This is a genomic window from Acinetobacter sp. ANC_7504 (genome assembly GCF_056779995.1).
In genome coordinates this window covers 534,361-551,570 of sequence record NZ_JBWYIZ010000001.1, presented here as the reverse complement: position 1 = coordinate 551,570, position 17,210 = coordinate 534,361, and the positions used below count along the sequence as shown (strand labels likewise).

The 17,210-nt window shown below is 38.6% G+C and carries 20 protein-coding genes; 9 read left to right on the top strand and 11 right to left on the bottom strand.

Annotated features, from left to right (window positions below; genetic code table 11):
- Window positions 1-28: 28 nt before the first annotated feature.
- The 3 genes from AC1M9F_RS02685 to AC1M9F_RS02675 form a co-directional block, all read right to left on the bottom strand.
- Complete coding sequence (locus AC1M9F_RS02685) at window positions 29-1,081, bottom strand: NAD(P)-dependent alcohol dehydrogenase (RefSeq protein ID WP_481596993.1); 1,053 nt, start codon at window positions 1,079-1,081, stop codon at window positions 29-31.
- A gap of 101 nt (window positions 1,082-1,182) precedes the next feature.
- Window positions 1,183-1,785, bottom strand: a complete 603-nt coding sequence (locus AC1M9F_RS02680; RefSeq protein WP_481596992.1) for a 2-hydroxychromene-2-carboxylate isomerase — start codon at window positions 1,783-1,785, stop codon at window positions 1,183-1,185.
- A gap of 22 nt (window positions 1,786-1,807) precedes the next feature.
- A complete protein-coding gene (locus AC1M9F_RS02675; protein WP_481588229.1) occupies window positions 1,808-2,578 on the bottom strand; it encodes an SDR family oxidoreductase in 771 nt (256 codons plus the stop codon).
- A gap of 86 nt (window positions 2,579-2,664) precedes the next feature.
- Here AC1M9F_RS02675 and AC1M9F_RS02670 point away from each other — a divergent pair, with 86 nt between their 5' ends.
- The 3 genes from AC1M9F_RS02670 to AC1M9F_RS02660 all read left to right on the top strand — a co-directional run bounded on the left by AC1M9F_RS02670 (window position 2,665) and on the right by AC1M9F_RS02660 (window position 4,749).
- On the top strand, window positions 2,665-3,237 hold the full coding sequence (locus tag AC1M9F_RS02670) for a TetR/AcrR family transcriptional regulator (protein WP_481591084.1): 573 nt from the start codon (window positions 2,665-2,667) through the stop codon (window positions 3,235-3,237).
- An 88-nt stretch (window positions 3,238-3,325) separates the two neighbouring features.
- Window positions 3,326-4,039 carry a glutamine amidotransferase gene (locus tag AC1M9F_RS02665; protein WP_481596991.1) on the top strand — a complete coding sequence of 238 codons (714 nt, stop codon included), beginning with the start codon at window positions 3,326-3,328 and terminating at the stop codon, window positions 4,037-4,039.
- An 83-nt stretch (window positions 4,040-4,122) separates the two neighbouring features.
- The gene (locus AC1M9F_RS02660) at window positions 4,123-4,749 is read left to right on the top strand and encodes a LysE family transporter (protein ID WP_035263786.1); all 627 of its coding nucleotides are present in this window, start codon (window positions 4,123-4,125) and stop codon (window positions 4,747-4,749) included.
- Between the two features lie 47 nt (window positions 4,750-4,796).
- Here the strand turns inward: AC1M9F_RS02660 and AC1M9F_RS02655 are convergent, their stop codons facing one another.
- Window positions 4,797-5,384 carry a YceI family protein gene (locus AC1M9F_RS02655; protein WP_481595376.1) on the bottom strand — a complete coding sequence of 196 codons (588 nt, stop codon included), beginning with the start codon at window positions 5,382-5,384 and terminating at the stop codon, window positions 4,797-4,799.
- Between the two features lie 330 nt (window positions 5,385-5,714).
- Here AC1M9F_RS02655 and AC1M9F_RS02650 point away from each other — a divergent pair, with 330 nt between their 5' ends.
- Entirely contained in the window at window positions 5,715-6,242 is a 528-nt protein-coding gene (locus tag AC1M9F_RS02650) for a nuclear transport factor 2 family protein (protein WP_481596990.1), read from the top strand.
- Window positions 6,243-6,290: 48 nt separating this feature from the next.
- On the opposite strand, the gene AC1M9F_RS02645 is transcribed toward AC1M9F_RS02650, so the two are convergent.
- Both AC1M9F_RS02645 and tkt read right to left on the bottom strand, forming a co-directional pair.
- On the bottom strand, window positions 6,291-6,506 hold the full coding sequence (locus AC1M9F_RS02645; RefSeq protein WP_035263790.1) for a hypothetical protein: 216 nt from the start codon (window positions 6,504-6,506) through the stop codon (window positions 6,291-6,293).
- A gap of 114 nt (window positions 6,507-6,620) precedes the next feature.
- The gene (gene tkt, locus AC1M9F_RS02640) at window positions 6,621-8,609 is read right to left on the bottom strand and encodes a transketolase (RefSeq protein WP_481589912.1); all 1,989 of its coding nucleotides are present in this window, start codon (window positions 8,607-8,609) and stop codon (window positions 6,621-6,623) included.
- A 443-nt stretch (window positions 8,610-9,052) separates the two neighbouring features.
- Here tkt and metK point away from each other — a divergent pair, with 443 nt between their 5' ends.
- Window positions 9,053-10,219, top strand: coding sequence for a methionine adenosyltransferase (gene metK, locus AC1M9F_RS02635; RefSeq protein WP_481597118.1), 1,167 nt, complete (start codon window positions 9,053-9,055; stop codon window positions 10,217-10,219).
- 47 nt (window positions 10,220-10,266) lie between these two features.
- Here the strand turns inward: metK and AC1M9F_RS02630 are convergent, their stop codons facing one another.
- Window positions 10,267-10,509, bottom strand: coding sequence for a hypothetical protein (locus tag AC1M9F_RS02630; RefSeq protein WP_035263796.1), 243 nt, complete (start codon window positions 10,507-10,509; stop codon window positions 10,267-10,269).
- A gap of 307 nt (window positions 10,510-10,816) precedes the next feature.
- Between AC1M9F_RS02630 and AC1M9F_RS02625 the strand changes: the two genes are divergently transcribed.
- A complete protein-coding gene (locus AC1M9F_RS02625; protein ID WP_180027759.1) occupies window positions 10,817-11,026 on the top strand; it encodes a hypothetical protein in 210 nt (69 codons plus the stop codon).
- On the opposite strand, the gene AC1M9F_RS02620 is transcribed toward AC1M9F_RS02625, so the two are convergent.
- Both AC1M9F_RS02620 and AC1M9F_RS02615 read right to left on the bottom strand, forming a co-directional pair.
- Window positions 10,970-11,611, bottom strand: coding sequence for a LysE family transporter (locus AC1M9F_RS02620; RefSeq protein ID WP_481596989.1), 642 nt, complete (start codon window positions 11,609-11,611; stop codon window positions 10,970-10,972). The two genes, AC1M9F_RS02625 and AC1M9F_RS02620, sit on opposite strands and share 57 nt — an antisense overlap.
- Window positions 11,612-11,717: 106 nt before the next feature.
- Window positions 11,718-12,302 carry an FxsA family protein gene (locus AC1M9F_RS02615; protein WP_481596988.1) on the bottom strand — a complete coding sequence of 195 codons (585 nt, stop codon included), beginning with the start codon at window positions 12,300-12,302 and terminating at the stop codon, window positions 11,718-11,720.
- Window positions 12,303-12,424: 122 nt separating this feature from the next.
- On the opposite strand from AC1M9F_RS02615, the gene ruvC reads away from it, so the two are divergent.
- Complete coding sequence (ruvC, locus tag AC1M9F_RS02610; protein ID WP_035263804.1) at window positions 12,425-12,970, top strand: crossover junction endodeoxyribonuclease RuvC; 546 nt, start codon at window positions 12,425-12,427, stop codon at window positions 12,968-12,970.
- Window positions 12,971-12,993: 23 nt separating this feature from the next.
- Here the strand turns inward: ruvC and AC1M9F_RS02605 are convergent, their stop codons facing one another.
- Both AC1M9F_RS02605 and AC1M9F_RS02600 read right to left on the bottom strand, forming a co-directional pair.
- Window positions 12,994-13,272 carry an acylphosphatase gene (locus AC1M9F_RS02605; RefSeq protein WP_092766403.1) on the bottom strand — a complete coding sequence of 93 codons (279 nt, stop codon included), beginning with the start codon at window positions 13,270-13,272 and terminating at the stop codon, window positions 12,994-12,996.
- Between the two features lie 15 nt (window positions 13,273-13,287).
- Entirely contained in the window at window positions 13,288-14,799 is a 1,512-nt protein-coding gene (locus tag AC1M9F_RS02600; protein ID WP_481596987.1) for an NAD(P)H-hydrate dehydratase, read from the bottom strand.
- A gap of 20 nt (window positions 14,800-14,819) precedes the next feature.
- Between AC1M9F_RS02600 and queG the strand changes: the two genes are divergently transcribed.
- Both queG and bioB read left to right on the top strand, forming a co-directional pair.
- The gene (gene queG, locus AC1M9F_RS02595) at window positions 14,820-15,923 is read left to right on the top strand and encodes a tRNA epoxyqueuosine(34) reductase QueG (protein WP_481596986.1); all 1,104 of its coding nucleotides are present in this window, start codon (window positions 14,820-14,822) and stop codon (window positions 15,921-15,923) included.
- A 290-nt stretch (window positions 15,924-16,213) separates the two neighbouring features.
- Complete coding sequence (bioB, locus tag AC1M9F_RS02590; RefSeq protein WP_481596985.1) at window positions 16,214-17,203, top strand: biotin synthase BioB; 990 nt, start codon at window positions 16,214-16,216, stop codon at window positions 17,201-17,203.
- Window positions 17,204-17,210 lie beyond the last annotated feature (7 nt).

Below are 17,210 nucleotides of genomic sequence, written 5' to 3'. Positions count from 1 at the left end.
TTCTTTTCTGCTACAGGAGCTTAATGGATTAGCTGGCTTGTAGACTTTTCATATCAATCACAAAACGATATTTCACATCACTTTGAAGCATTCGCTCAAATGCCTCATTAATATTTTGCATATCAATGACTTCAACATCTGACACGATATTGTGCTGACCACAAAAATCAAGTAGTTCTTGAGTTTCTTGAATCCCACCAATCACCGATCCAGCGATTGATCTTCTTCCCATAATCATGGGCACGGAATTGCTGCTAAATTCTCCGAGATAGCCTACCAATACTAGTGTCCCACTCAATGAAAGTGTCGGAATATAAGGCTTTAAATCATGATCATATGGCACAGTATCAATAATTAAATCGAACTGATTTTTCACTGATTTCATTTGTGTTGGATCTGTTGATAACACGACATGATCTGCACCTAAATCTCGTGCATCCTGTTCTTTATTTGCTGATCGTGTAAATAAAGTCACTTCAGCACCAAGTGCATGAGCAAGTTTAATCGCCATATGACCTAAACCACCGAGTCCAACAACAGCCACTTTAGAGCCTTCACCGACATTCCAATGTTTTAACGGCGACCATGTAGTGATCCCTGCACATAAGATAGGTGCAATGGATTGAGTATCTAAATTTTCAGGTACTTTCAATACAAAATCTTGGCTCGCAATGATCATTTGTGCGTAGCCACCATAAGTAGGTGTTTGATCATGACGATCTAAACTACCATACGTTTGTGTATTGCCAGCTTCACAATATTGCTCCAAACCTTGGTGACAAGCTGAACAAGTACGACATGAATCTACCATACACCCGATTCCGACCAGATCTCCAACCTTAAACTTAGTTACAGATGTTCCGATGCTTTTTACACGACCAATTACTTCATGACCCGGTACAATTGGGTAACGACTAAAACCCCAATCATTACGCGCTTGATGTAAGTCAGAATGACATACACCGCAGTATTCAATATCAATAATGACATCATCGGGGCGAGCTTGACGTTGCTGGAAAGTATATGGAACCAGTGGACTTTTAGAATCAAGCGCTGCGTAAGCTAAAACATTATGGGTCATCGTGAATTCCTCAAGCTATTAATTTCGTACTCTCTTATTCGTTATATCACATCAATATTTTTAATAAATTTAGCTGAGTCTCAATCTAATTTCTTTTTCACTTATTTTTGTAATTCGCGCTCTACGAAATGCAAGCGATCTTGCCCCCAGTACATATTTTCCCGTACAAAAAATGTAGGTGCTCCGAATACCCCTCGTTGTACGACATGGTTTGTTTCATCAATCAATTTTTGTTTTACTACCTGATCTTGGCTTAAATCCAAAAGTTGCTGACCGTCGATTGCATCCCCTTGAAATAAATTTATCAGAACTTCTGGATCGGCTAAATTCAAGGGCTTTCTAAACATCGCATCGAAAAGCTTGGTCAAAATCACTTCAAAATATTCATCATGATAGATTTTGACTCCCGTTAATATACGCATTAAAGTCAATGTATTCATTGGAAAATATGGATTCATCTGCATCGGGATCTGATAATAATCTGACCAACGACTTAAGTCTTGCATTGAATAGATCCCTTTAGCAGGCACCTCAATTGGACTCTTGTTACCAGTCAATTTAAAAATTCCACCCAATAAAATTGGTGTGTAATCAATCACTGCATTATATTTTTTGGTGATTTCTTGTAGCTTGTAAAAAGCCAAATAACTAAATGGACTGCCAAGGTCGAAATAAAATTCAACTTTTTGTTGTTGTGTAGTCATGTCTTATCCTTATTAAATATGATTACCACTGTTCAGACCATGGACGCAAATCCAATTCATGTGTCCAAGCATCTCGTGGTTGATGAGCAATATGCCAATAGTTATCAGCTATATGTTGAGGATTTAAAATACCGTCATGCTGTTTTTTTTCATACAAATGAGGGAAAGTATCTTTAATAAAATCAGTATCAATCGCCCCATCAATAATGACGTGCGCAACATGAATATGATGAGGCCCTAACTCTTTTGCCATACTTTGGGCTAATGCTCTTAACGCATGTTTAGCGCCAGCAAAAGCGCTGAAATATGATGAACCACGGATGCTTGCTGTTGCACCAGTGAAAATGATAGTGCCGCGCTGCCTTGCGACCATCCGTTTAGCGACTTCACGACCATTTAAAAAAGCACTAAAACAAGCCATTTCCCAGATTTTAAAATATTTACGTGCTGTTTCCTCTAGAATGCTACACGGCACATTTGCTCCAATATTAAAGACCAATACTTCAATCTGACCAATGTCACGTTCAATTGTGTCAATCAGTTGAATCACTTGATCTTCTTTTCTTGCATCTGAAGCAAATCCATAAGCTTTACCACCGTGTGCTTCAATCTCTCGGATGACAAGTGCAAGCTTGTCTGCATTGCGTCGAGTCATACAAGCAGTATATCCACCTCGTGCAAAGCGTTTTGCGATCTCACTGCCTGTGGCATCTCCTGCACCAATGATCAGTGCGACCTTGTTATATGTTGATTTTTCTTCTGAATGATTAATTTCTGACTGCTGATCGTTCATCATCTCTCCATTAAATAACGATCGTTATTATAACGATCACTATGTTATAGTTTTGAGGCACAGTCAATGGTTATTGAATATTCAATATGAGATATAAAGCAGGATATAAAGAAGAAAAACGTCGTGATATTTTAAAAACCAGTGGTGAACTTGCAAAAAAACAAGGTTTTAACAATACTGGGGTTGATGGTTTTATGCACGCTGCAAATATGACCAGCGGTGCTTTCTATTCTCACTTTTCTTCAAAAAACGACTTATTTAAAGCCTTAATCGAATCTGAAATCGGAGCAAGTATTCAACAGTGGGAAATGAATCCTCATCAAGATCCAGAATCTTGGTTAGATTTTGAAATGAACCGATATCTTTCTCTATTACACGTTCAACACCCAGAAAAAGGCTGTGTTTTACCCTCACTTGCTGCTGAAGTTTCACGCGCTGATGTTGACATTAAACAATGTTTTGAAAAAGAACTTCAGCGTGGTTACAAACTATTTGCGCAGCATGCTCCAGAACCTGATTTCGCTTGGGCAATACTCTGTCAAATGGTGGGCTCCGTACTATTAGCGCGTGGAGTTCAAGATGAACGCTTAAAAAAAGATATTCTCAATTCTAGTCTAGCGATGCTTAAGAAATTATTAAAAAAAGAGATTGCGAAATAAATCGTTTTATATTGTTTTATGGACGAAACCTTAGTTCCAAAAGTTCTATACTATAATCTCCTCATCATTCTTTTAAGAACGTCACATCATGAGAAAGCTTCCTGAAACAGTATATGCAATACAGCATTTAGCCTTTGAAGATCTAGGTTCTTTTGAGGAGACACTATATCAACTGGGTTATCGGGTCAGATATTTTGATGCAGGTGTGGATGATCTTTCAGTAGCCTTAAAGTACGAAGGTCTGACCATTATTTTGGGTGGACCGATTGGTGTTTATGAGACAGAAGATTACCCTTTCCTACAAACAGAAATAGACTTACTTAAAGAAAGATTAAAACTCCAACGCCCTACGCTTGGCATCTGTCTAGGTGCTCAACTCATTTCAAAAGCCTTGGGCGGTGCAGTATATGCTGGCCACACTAAAGAAATTGGCTGGAGTACGGTAGATATTATAAATGAACAAGACAACCTTCTAAATTCTTTACATGGTGTACCAGTTTTGCATTGGCATGGTGATACCTTTGATCTTCCCTCGCAATCGAAACTTCTGGCGAGCACTCAAATTTATAAAAATCAGGCTTTTCAAGTTGGATCTAATATTTTAGCACTCCAGTTCCATCCTGAAGTGACCTCAGATAGTTTAGAGAAATGGTTGATTGGTCATACTTGCGAATTGCGTAAAGCGGGTATAGATATTACTCAATTACGTGCAGATAACCACCGTTATGCTGAAAAGCTAGAATCTGTGGCAGGTTCAATCTTAAGCCGTTTTATTGAACAGATTAAAATGATTTTGATTTGATAGCCTTGAACCCAACTGTAGATCAGGATATTGGGTTGTGCTATACCTAAATTCAATATCCAAAAATTATAATGAAGATATAAATGTCACCACTGTTCAGTTTAGCCATCATTCATTTCTTTGCACTTATTAGTCCTGGACCAGATTTTTTATTTGTCACGCAAAGTGCGGTTCGACAGTCTCGCATACATGCACTTTTTGCAGCATTAGGAATTTCTCTTAGTATTTTAGTTTGGGCAATTTGTGCTATGAGTGGATTACACTATCTATTCCAAAAAATGGCTTGGCTCCAAACAATTATGATGATTTTAGGAGGGGTTTATCTCATTTATTTAGGCATTCAACTCTTTAAATCAGGGCTAACGAAATTAGAACCTGCTTCAGCTTACGTTACAAAAGGCATAGTCAAGAAAAAATACAGTTCTTTACTGATTCAAGGCTTTCTCACCAATATGGCAAATCCTAAAGCATTAGTTTACTTCAGTAGTGTTTTCGCGCTTGCGATGAATAGTGATGCAACTCTGATACAGCAGAGTTCACTGTTAATGTTAATTTTTGTTGAAAGCTTGATTTGGTTTGCGATAGTTGCTTTTATTTTTTCTGCTAAACAAGTAAACACAATATATCAAAAAATCAGCAAGAAGATTGATCTTATAACAGGTAGTATTTTTATCAGTTTTGGATGTTTCTTAATTTTTAATCGTGATTAAAAAAGCACCCGTAGGTGCTTTCTAAAATGTACTGTTTTTGAAGAATATTATTTCTTATCAGTTGCGACTGAAGCTTCAGTCGTAATATTCACCGTGATTTTGTCGCCTACATTAGGCACATATGCTCCAACACCGAATGCAGAACGGTCAAATGAAGTCGTTGCATTGAAACCAATAGACTGCGCTTTCGTCATAGGATGTTCAGCTTGTTTATTCAAAACAGCATCTAGTACGACAGGCTTAGTAACATTTTTAATCGTTAGATCACCTGTGATCTTATACTTGTTCTTACCATTTGGTTGAACTTTAGTACTTTTAAAAGTGATATTCGGATATTTTTCAGCATCAAAGAAATCTGGTTTCAATAAATGTTCATCTAATGCTTTGACATTTGTATTGATACTTGAAAGTGGAATTGTGACATTCACCGCTGAATTCGCAGGCTTTTCATTGTCTACTTTGATCGTTCCTTGGATATCGCTAAAATTACCTGATGGTGTAGAAAAGCCAAAATGATCCCAAGTAAATACTGTCGCTGTATGAGTTGGATCAATTTTATACTCAACTGGTTTAGCAAATGAAACTGTTGCTACAGAAAGCACTACGGCACTTAACGCTATTGTTTTAAAGTTCATCAATTTTTCCTCAAATTTTTTAAAACATTTATGAAATGGATAGTGAATAATGTATAGCATTCTGAAATTCTTGCATCAGTACAGATAGAACAGTTTGTTGCAAGATTAGAACGCACCTTAAGAAGGTGTCACTTTTATCAAATCAATTTGATCAGATTATGACTATTACTTGTGTATAGATCATGTTTTTCATCTTTAAGCTTTCTCCTAATAAGCAGTTAACATCAACTCATATCTTAAATATGAGATTAAATTAAAAATTTATACAATATACTAATATTTTGTCTCATTTATAATACTAAAATTACCACTTTGAACTGGAGAATAATGATGAGTGAACAACAACAAGCGATTGATAAAGCGCTTAAAACTAAAGCACCTAAAGATGTCGTATTGGCTTTTTTATATAATACTGATAAATCAAGAGTAGCGATTGCTTCAGAAAAGTTAGTGGCTGAAGATGCCATTTATACTTCGCTAAATTTCAACAATCCTGAACTTAAACAAATTGAACCTTGGGCTGGTACTTCTACAGGTCGTGATGTCTATATATATACTTTTTCTAATGTCGGAACTTATTGGACGATCGATGATTTTCAAATCACAGATATTTTAGCTGAAGATGAAACAGTGGCTGTATTCGGACAATTTACCTATACATCTGTTCACGCTAAGCGCACTTTTACTTCACCATTTTCAATTAAAGCAATAGTTAAAGATGGCTTAATCACGTATTTCCAGTTTATGGAAGATACTTATGCTTCAGCTGCATCTTTCAGAGTAAGTGGTGAATGGACAATTCAACAAAATGCTGATCCAAAATTAAATTTTACCGTGTCTGAAACTACGGCTAATTAATAAAAATAGGCTATTAAAAAAGCCTCATAGGAGGCTTTTTTATGACTGTTAAAGCTTTTCAATCAGAATACGATCAATCTGTTTTAATCCTGAAGTTTTTTCACGATTTTTTCGACGTACTTTAATGATTTTCTCTTCTGCCATATCTTGTAGCAATAACTCTACTGCTACCATCGCTTCAAGTGGTAAGTCTTCACCAATCCACTTTTGCTCACCCGCATCCATTAAAGTAATTTCATCACTAATTTGCTCATACAAACTCATTGCGCTACTCACTTCCAATCTGAAATCTAGGGAATGAATGTATCTATATAGATACATAAAAATAAAAAGACGCCCCACAGTTGGGACGCCTTTTAAAAAACTTAATTCTAAGAATTAAGCAGTAATTTCTTTCACTGCTGCGACAACTGCTTCAGTCGTAATACCAAAGTGTTGGAACAAATCTTTCGCTGGTGCAGATTCACCATACGTAGTCATACCAATCACACGACCATCAAGACCTACAAATTTCCACCAGTAGTCAACATGCGCCGCTTCAACCGCTACACGCGCACGGATATTAGATGGAAGAACTGCCTCACGGTAAGCAGCATCTTGCTTAACAAATTCTTCAGCACATGGCATAGACACAACACGCACACCTTCAAGCTGTGCATAAGCTTCCATTGCCAATGCAACTTCCGAACCTGTTGCAATGATAATCGCTTTCAATTCGCCTTTTTCTTCAGCCAATACATAACCACCTTTCGCAACATCAGCAATTTGTGCCTCTGTGCGTGTTTGGAATGCTAAGTTTTGACGAGAGAAGATCAACGCAGTTGGACCTTCAGAACGTGTTAACGCAGATTTCCAAGAAATTGCTGCTTCAACTGTGTCACATGGGCGCCATGTGTTGAGGTTTGGTGTACCACGTAAAGATGCGATTTGTTCAATTGGTTGGTGTGTTGGACCATCTTCACCCAAACCAATAGAATCGTGTGTGTAAACATGAATCACACGTTGTTTCATCAATGCAGACATACGTACTGCGTTACGTGCATATTCCATAAACATGAGGAATGTTGCTACGTAAGGAATGAAACCACCGTGAAGTGCAACACCGTTTGCGATTGCAGTCATACCGAACTCACGTACACCATAGTGTACGTAGTTACCTGCAGCATTGTCTTGAACGCCTTGTGCGCCTTTCCAAAGTGTTAAGTTAGAACCTGCTAAGTCAGCAGAACCACCTAAGATTTCAGACAGCATTGGGGCAAATGCTTGGATTGCATTTTGGCTTGCTTTGCGTGTTGCGATGGTTTCAGCTTTTGCGTTTACTTCAGCAATATACGCATCCGCTTTTGCAACGAAGTCAGCAGGTAATTCACCGCTTAAACGACGTTTAAGATCAGCCGCTTCAGTAGGATATTTTGCTTCATATTGTGCAAATACTTCGTTCCAAGCTGCTTCTGCTTGTTGACCTTTTTCTTTCGCGTCCCATGCAGCATAAACGTCAGCAGGAATTTCGAATGGACCTTCAGTCCAACCCAACGCTTCACGTGTTAATGCGATTTCGTCGTTACCCAGTGGTGCACCATGGCAATCTTCTTTACCTTGTTTGTTTGGTGAACCTAAACCAATAATCGTTTTACAGATAATGATTGTTGGTTTCTTCGTTTCAGCTTTAGCTTCTAAAGTTGCCGCACGTAATGCATCTGCATCGTGACCATCAACTTTCAATACTTGCCAGCCGTAAGCTAAGAAGCGTTGTTCTGTATCGTCAGAGAACCAACCTTCTACTTCACCATCAATTGAAATACCATTGTCGTCATAGTAAGCAATTAATTTACCTAGACCTAAAGTACCTGCCAATGAACATGCTTCATGAGAAACACCTTCCATTAAACAGCCGTCACCTAAGAAACAGTAAGTGAAATGATCAACAACTTTAATGTCTTCTTTGTTGAATTGCGCTGCTAAGGTTTTTTCAGCCAAAGCAAAACCAACAGCATTCGCGATACCCTGACCCAATGGACCAGTGGTTGTTTCGATACCAGGTGCATAACCTAATTCTGGGTGCCCCGGTGTTTTAGAATGCAATTGACGGAATGCTTTTAAATCTTCAATTGAAAGATCATAGCCAGTCAAATGTAATAATGCATATTGAAGCATTGAGCCATGACCATTTGACAATACAAAACGGTCACGGTTAGCCCACTGAGGGTTTGTCGGATTGTGATTTAAGAATTCACGCCATACAACATCAGCAATATCAGCCATCCCCATTGGTGCACCTGGATGTCCAGAATTTGCTTTTTGCACAGCATCCATTGCAAGTACACGAATTGCGTTAGCAATGCGACGTTCATTCAGCGGGGTTGTCATAGATCAGTGTCCGATAAATTAAAGATGGGAAATGAATAAAATTCAAAAACTGGGTGTATTGTCTTAAAAAAATCAAACAGCGTAAAGCCCAGAAACGTATATTTCAGCCCTAAAGCGAAAAAATTCATACAAAGCGAGTCGGTTTTATCGATATTCAATTCAATCCAATATTTTTTGGTCGCTTGGCCTATTTTTAAAGTACTGATGTTGAATCATATATTCACAATCTTTCGAAGCGACTTAAGCTGTTTTTTATTTCAGTTCAGTTTTAAAAAGAATAAGTCTTGTACAAAAGTTTTCGCTTATCAATTTAACAGATGATGATATCAATTAAAAAAACACAAAAATGACATAAATTCATGCTTTTTAGTCAGGTTGAGCTAGTCCTTAACGTTAAGTCGATGTACCATATTGCGTCTTTAGAAATAACTGTGATAGGACTTATGCGCGAGTACGCTGTATTTACTTCAGAATCTGTAAGCGAAGGCCATCCAGATAAAATGGCTGACCAAATCAGTGATGCTATTTTGGATGCAATCTTAAAAGAAGACCCTTATGCGCGGGTTGCTTGTGAAACGCTTGTAAAAACAGGTGCTGTTGTTCTTGCAGGTGAAATCACAACAACTGCAAATGTAGACTTTGAAGCAATTGTACGCCAAACCGTAAACGGCATTGGATACCATCATTCTGATTTAGGTTTCGATGGTTCAACTTGTGCTGTTATCAACATGATTGGCAAACAATCTCCTGAAATTGCTCAAGGTGTAGATCGTCAAAAACCTGAAGATCAAGGTGCTGGCGATCAGGGTTTAATGTTTGGCTACGCGAGTCGCGAAACAGATGTTTTAATGCCTGCTCCTATTTCGTATGCGCACCGTCTTATGGAAAAACAAGCAGAACTTCGTCGTAACGGAAATCTGCCCTGGTTACGTCCAGATGCGAAAAGCCAAGTGACTTTTGCATATGAAAATGGCGTACCTGTTCGTTTAGATGCGGTCGTATTATCGACTCAACACGATCCTGAGATTTCACAGACTGATTTAAAAGAAGCTGTCATTGAAGAAATCGTGAAAAAAGTGATTCCAGCAGATATGTTCCATGCGGATACCAAATTCCACATCAACCCTACTGGTATGTTTGTGATTGGTGGTCCAGTCGGTGACTGTGGTTTAACAGGTCGTAAAATCATTGTAGATACATATGGTGGTATGGCTCGTCACGGTGGTGGTGCTTTCTCTGGTAAAGATCCATCTAAAGTAGACCGCTCTGCTGCTTATGCTGGTCGATATGTTGCAAAAAATATTGTTGCCGCTGGTTTAGCCGATAAATGTGAAATTCAAGTGTCTTATGCGATTGGTGTTGCTGAACCAACATCTATCTCAATCAATACATTCAATACTGCTAAGGTTTCTGAAGAATTGATTATTGCATTGGTACGTGAGCATTTCGATTTACGTCCATATGGTATTACACGTATGTTGAATCTCATTCAACCGATGTATAAGCAAACTGCTGCATATGGTCACTTTGGTCGTGAAGGTTCTGATACTGCATTCACTTGGGAAAAGACTGACAAGGTTGAAGCGCTTAAAGCATCAGCTGGTTTGTAATTTCCAAATAAAAAAAGCCCACATCAATGTGGGCTTTTTTTATAGATTCAATTTGCTTTATCACTTTGATGAAGCGTGTCCAAAAAGGACTGCTTCACAGGAACATTTTGGTTATCTTGTAAATATAAATGGGCCACTTTAAACACAATGGCTGCGGCTAAACACGCAATAATACAAAATATCCAAAAACCATAAGGTGTTCTGATATTTTGTGATCCGCATTCAGAACACACTTTGTCTGTCGAAGCAACCACCTTGTCGCAACACGCACAATGATACTGATACAGCATACTCATCCTCCCGATTTGACTGTCTTTTTTATTTTTATCCACATCACCTTAGAGGCTAATATTTATACTATATAAGCCTTCACCAATAATCAACCTCATGATGTAGCTATAAAACAGCAACCATCTATGACTTCATTCAATATTTTGTATTATCAGATATCTATGTGAATTTTTTTTGACAACCTGCTCTATCATTCTTTTTTCTTCTAGATATTATGCATATTTTATTCACACACTCGCCCATCAAATCTGCATAGAAATCATAAATTGAAGTAAAATAATCGTAGTGAAAAATGATGATATGACTATGGTTCAATTAATTAAGAAAGGCGGCTTGAGAGAAAGAGCAAATAGAAGTCGCTCTTATCAAGGTTCTGAAAATACTGAAGCAACTTTGCGACCAAGACGTTATCAGCAAGACACGCTCGTTCTGACTCAAACAGAAGAGTTAGATCAGGATTCAGTTAAGCAAAATAAGCGCATCGATCCACAACCAGACTGCAAAGATCAAAAATAGACCACCCGATGCCATATCTATGTAATGCCCTGAACGCTGGTAGAGCTGTTTAATTTTAGGTCGTGCTAAAACGACCATCAAAAACGTAAAGGTTAAAAACGTTTGAATCGGAATAATGACTGCCAGTTGTATTTTCAACATCTCTGGTGCTGAAGCAGTTAAGGCAAGTGAAAATACACTACTAAAATAAATCAGTGTTTTAGGATTGGATAGGTTTGTAAACAACCCCATCAGAAAGTATTTTTCAGCTTTTAAAGGTAACTGATTTTCATCAATTGCATCAAGTTTGAAAGACTTATAGGTTTGCCAACCACCCTTTAGCATCGCCCAGCCCATTTTTGCCAAAAATAAACCACCGACTAACATTAAGACTTGTTGAATCCATGGGAATTGGGCAATCAAAAGTGCAAAACCTGATAAAGTTAAAATCACCCAAAATAAAATTCCAATAGAAATACCTAAAATAACTTTCAACATGTTTGCGATTGTGGTTGACGCTGCGCATTTGGCAATCAACAAAATATCAGGTCCAGGACTCAATTGAGCAACAAGATGTAGGACACAGATGGTAAGTAATAGAGACATAAATCAAAAATGAATAAAAATTGTTTGAATTATACTGTTTTTTAGAAAAATCGAGATACAAAAATAAAAAAACCAGACATTACATCTGGTTTTGAACATGCGCAATTTACTTTTGATTAACGTCTTTCATTTCAATTTTCTTTGCTTCAGGTGTAATTTCTCTTGCTTCACCATCAATGATAGTAGAGTCATTTGAACCACGACCGTGCTGCTGGCTTTGCATTTCTTGCATTTGGCGCATTAAATCTGCAAATGGATTCTGACCATTTGCTTGACCACCCATGCCGCCCATATCTCCCATCATACCACCCATCATTTTTTCCATCATGACTTGCTGACGCTTCATCATGGTTTTCATCATCACCGCTTTAAATGCTGTTTGAACAGGTGGAATTAGAATAAGTAAGGCGAATAGATCGGAAATTAACCCCGGAATCAAAAGGAAAATACCCGCAATAATTTTAGGTAAGTTATTGGTCAAATTCGGATCAGCACTCATATGACCTTGTTGCATTTGCTGCATCTGTGGCATTAAACCTGATGCATGAGAACGAACCATATTTAAACCAATAAAGAATGCAGCAATAAACCAGAAGAATACATACCACATACTTCCGACTAGATCACCCACACCGACCCATACGAAGATTTCAAGGACTATACCGATTAAAACAATAAGAGCTAATTTCATGAAATGTAATCTAATCTCAAAAATTTAAATATAGGGTCGTAATCATCTGCTCAATCTGTATCAAGCTTTTTTCATACGCTTATGTAACAATATGGGCATTATTTTATTTTTAAAGTCATGGAATGTCATTAATTATCGGAATTGATCCTGGTTCACGTCTAACAGGTTACGGTATTATTCAAAAAGAGGGGCAAAAACTCACTTTTGTTGATGCTGGAACAATTCGCACTGAAACACCTGACATGCCTGAGCGTCTAAAACGAATTTTTTCAGGCATTGAAAGAATCGTTAAATTTCATGGTCCTACCGAAGCTGCTGTGGAACAGGTCTTTATGGCGGTCAATCCTGACTCTGCCTTAAAACTTGGTCAAGCACGCGGTGCAGCTATAGCGGCATTGGTCAATTTAGATCTACAAGTGGCTGAATATACTGCGCGTCAAATTAAACAATCTGTTGTTGGCTATGGCGCTGCTGATAAAGAACAGGTTCAAATGATGGTTATGCGCATACTTAATTTAAGTATTAAACCACAAGCCGATGCTGCAGATGCACTTGCCGCAGCAATTTGCCATGCACATGCCTCTGGCAGTATGAGTAAATTGGCTGTCTTAAATGCTTTAGGTGGAATGGCACGTGGACGAAGCCGCAGCAGTAGTCGTCGACGTTAAAAGTCTCTCGACACTCAATGCACTTATTGGCGAATTTGAAAGTTATCGAAATCACGCTCTTTGATGTCAATTAAGTCTTCATAGAAGATTTGCTTAACTTTACTATTATGAGGCCCTGCCATGGCCAGTTTGATCATGTCATTGACATCTTTATATGTGCCAACAATGATAGCTTCCACATCCCCATTATCCATATTTTTAACGTAACCAGTTAAATGCAACTTTAAGGCTTGTTCCATAAACCAGCGACGAAATCCGACCCCTTGAACAAGACCTTGTATCGTTAATTTTAAATATCGCATATCTATCCCTGAATTTTATTTTAGATTTACTATTTGATAAATCGCTTGAGCCATATTCTGAGCTAACAAACCACGTTCACCCTGTTGAGCCAATACATCACCTGCCATGGCATGTAAGTTAACAATTTCATGAAGTTGAATGGAATTAGACAATTGTCCTTTAAGACTAGCAATCATTCCTGCAAGGATATCCCCCATTCCACCTGTACCCATTCCTGGATTACCTTGAGTGCAAATCCAAATGGTTTGCTGCGCGTCAATCGTTAAACTTCCTGCACCTTTTAATACCCATTCACCAGCATACAGTGTTTGTAATCGTTTAATTGCTTTGATGCGGTCATGCTCAACTTCCGCCACGCTAGAGTGTAAAAGTTTTGCAGCCTCACCAGGATGTGGCGTTGCGTAAGTTCTCTCATTGAGTCGAATGGGCTTTTCAGATAAGAACCACAATGCATCAGCATCGAGTACAGTCGGTTTGTTCGTAGAGGACAGAATACTCATCCATTGATCATATTGCTCAGCTGCCCAATCATCGCGTCCCAACCCCATTCCAAAACAAATCGAATCGACTTGCTGTAGCAAATTTTTTCGTTGTAATGGATCGAAACGATTAATATCCTGCACCATTACATTGGGAGATCGTGACAAAATTGCTGAATGATGTTTAGCATCACACACGATCGTGACTTTACCCGCCCCAGCGGCAAATGCAGCTTCAGCCGCCATAATCACCGCACCTCCCATTTGTGCATGACCGCCAATCACGAGCACATGCCCATACGTCCCTTTATGTCCTGTAGAGTGTCGTCGCGGCAAAATTGTTTTGACTGGGCTTAATCGGGCCACAGGTTTTAAATCTGAGTCACATGGTAAAATGGGAATGAGTTTTAGATGACCCATAAAATCCTGTGCACGCCCTACAAATTGCCCTACCTTATATGCGAGTGCGGTAAGCGTATGCTGAGCATGAATAGCCATTGGTAATGGTTGACCTGTATTTGCATCTAAACCACTCGGCATATCAATCGCAATTTTAACGCCATCTTGCTCATTAATATGATGGATAATTCTCTGCCAATCTTCACTTAAAGTACGATTAATTCCAATTCCAAACAATGCATCAATATAGACATCATAACCCTGACACAGGTTCAGATCGGTGAACTGCTTTAATGGTACGGATTGACTCATTTTATAAGCACTCTGTAAGGAGTCAGCCGAGTGATGATCGACTTGTGAAAAAGAAAAAATATCGATTTCTAGATTTTGATTGAATGAACAATGTTGTGATAAAGAGTGCCGTGCTAAATAGTATGCAACAAGATAACCATCCCCAGCATTATTTCCTTTACCACAACATACTGCGATACGGATTTTCTTTTTTTCAATACCTTGAAGAATTGTGATGATTTCTTGTGCCATCATCCAAGCAACTTGCTGCATAAGACCAAAAGCACTATTTTGATCGTCAAACCAGCGCTGTTCCCAAGCTTGAATCTCACTGCTGTGATAAACTTGTTGATGCATCATCGTTCCTTTTTTTATTTATGACTCAATCTCTCTCATCTATACCAGCTCGTATTCCAACACAGCAATTTGATCCTCATGCGCTTAAAGCTTGGATTAAATCTCAAGCATTGGAACTGGGCTTCGCTGATTGTGTCATTGCCCGACCTGATGCTCAAGATGAATTGCCTCGATTAAAAGCATATTTAGATCAAGGATTTCATGGTGACATGAAGTTCCTCGAAGAAAATTTGGAAAAACGTGCTAATCCAACACTCTTGGTTCCCCATACAAAAAGTATTATCTGCGTCAGAATGAATTATTTGGTTGAACGACCTCAACCTCGAACAGTACCAGATTTCCCCAATTCTGCCGTTATTGCGCGATATGCACGCGGACGGGATTACCATAAAACCATGCGCGGTAAATTAAAAACACTTTCAAACCTTATTCGTGAAAAAGTCGGCCCATTTGAATCAAGACCTTTCGCCGATTCAGCCCCTATTTTTGAAAAATCACTCGCTGAATCTGCAGGTATGGGTTGGACAGGTAAACATACCCTGCTCATCCACAAAAAATCGGGCTCCTTTTTTGTACTCGGTGAACTGTTTAGTTCCCTTGAATTACCCTTTGACGAGCCTGCCAGTTCACATTGCGGCACATGTACAGCATGTATTGATATTTGTCCAACGCAGGCGATTGTAGCGCCATATCAATTAGATGCCCGTAAATGTATTGCCTATCTGACCATTGAATACCAAGGGGTGATTCCTGAAGAACTACGCCGTGGCATAGGTAATCGCGTATTTGGATGTGATGATTGCCAGCTGATTTGTCCTTGGAATAGTTTCGCACAAACTACAACGGTTGCTGATTTCCATCCCCGTCATGGGCTGGATCGTCTTTCTTTAATTGAATTATGGCAATGGGACGAAGCAACATTCTTAGCCAACACAGAAGGCAGTCCACTGCGTAGAACAGGCTATGAAAGCTTTATGCGGAATATTGCGATTGGAATCGGGAATGCACCGTATCATCCAAACAATATTGAGCAATTGATACTAAAAAGAAATCAGTCTAGTGAGATTGTGCAAATCCATATTGACTGGGCAGTACAAGAACAACAATCAAAAAGAAATAATTAATTGTACTTTTCCAAGATGACTTGACAGCGCAAAAACACCGTTTTGAGCATGATTTGAAATTTTAAGCACACGTTAGCAACAAGTTCTCAGCATCAAGTTCCCAAAAAATAATTTTGCGGCGAAAAATGCATAAAAATAGTTAAGTTTGTAACTAAATCAACAATGATTAATTTCTATTGAGTTGGCGAATTTGATAATTTTTTTGAGTCATTATTGTCATATTTTACGATTTTGCATTGTTAAAATTACAGTATGATCAAATAAGTAGCTTTTTAATTGATGGATAAATTATGCAAGTACGCAATGATTGGACGCGTGAAGAAATACAAAAAATCTATGAACAACCCTTCATGGACTTAGTTTTCGAAGCACAACGCGTGCATCGTCAATACTTTGATGCAAATACCATTCAGGTCAGCACATTACTATCGATCAAAACGGGTAAATGTCCTGAAGATTGTAAATACTGTTCTCAATCTGCACGTTATGATTCCAAACTTGAAGCTGAAAAAAGAATTGCTGTTGAAAAAGTAATTCATGAAGCCAAAGAAGCTCTCGCTTCTGGATCATCTCGTTTTTGTATGGGTGCTGCATGGCGAAATCCTCATGAACGCGATATGCCCTATGTACTTGAAATGGTACGTGAGGTAAAAGCCCTAGGACTTGAAACCTGTATGACCTTAGGGATGCTTAATCAATCACAAGCGGAACGTTTAAAAGAAGCGGGGTTAGATTATTACAACCACAATTTAGATACCTCTCGTGAGTACTATCCAAATGTGATTACCACACGCACTTATGATGATCGTTTAAATACTTTAGACTTTGTGCGCCAAGCAGGCATGAAAGTGTGTAGCGGTGGAATTGTTGGCTTAGGTGAAGATACTCAAGATCGTATTGGTCTATTACATGAACTTGCGACCTTAGCTATTCATCCAGAATCGGTACCAATCAACATGCTTGTGCCGATCGAAGGCACACCCTTAGCAGATGTTGAAAAACTCGATGTGACTGAATGGATTCGCACCATTGCCGTAGCGCGCATTATCATGCCAAAAAGTTATATAAGACTTTCAGCGGGTCGTGAATCTCTTTCTGATTCTGATCAAGCTTTAGCGTTTATGGCAGGTGCTAACTCTTTGTTCTCAGGTGAAAAGCTTTTAACGACACCTAATGCTGGTGAAGGCAAAGATAAGCAGTTATTCGATAAGTTAGGTCTAAAAGCCGAAAAAGCGAAGCCGACTGTATCAGAGCTGACTATAGATGCAATGGCAAGTTAATTTATAA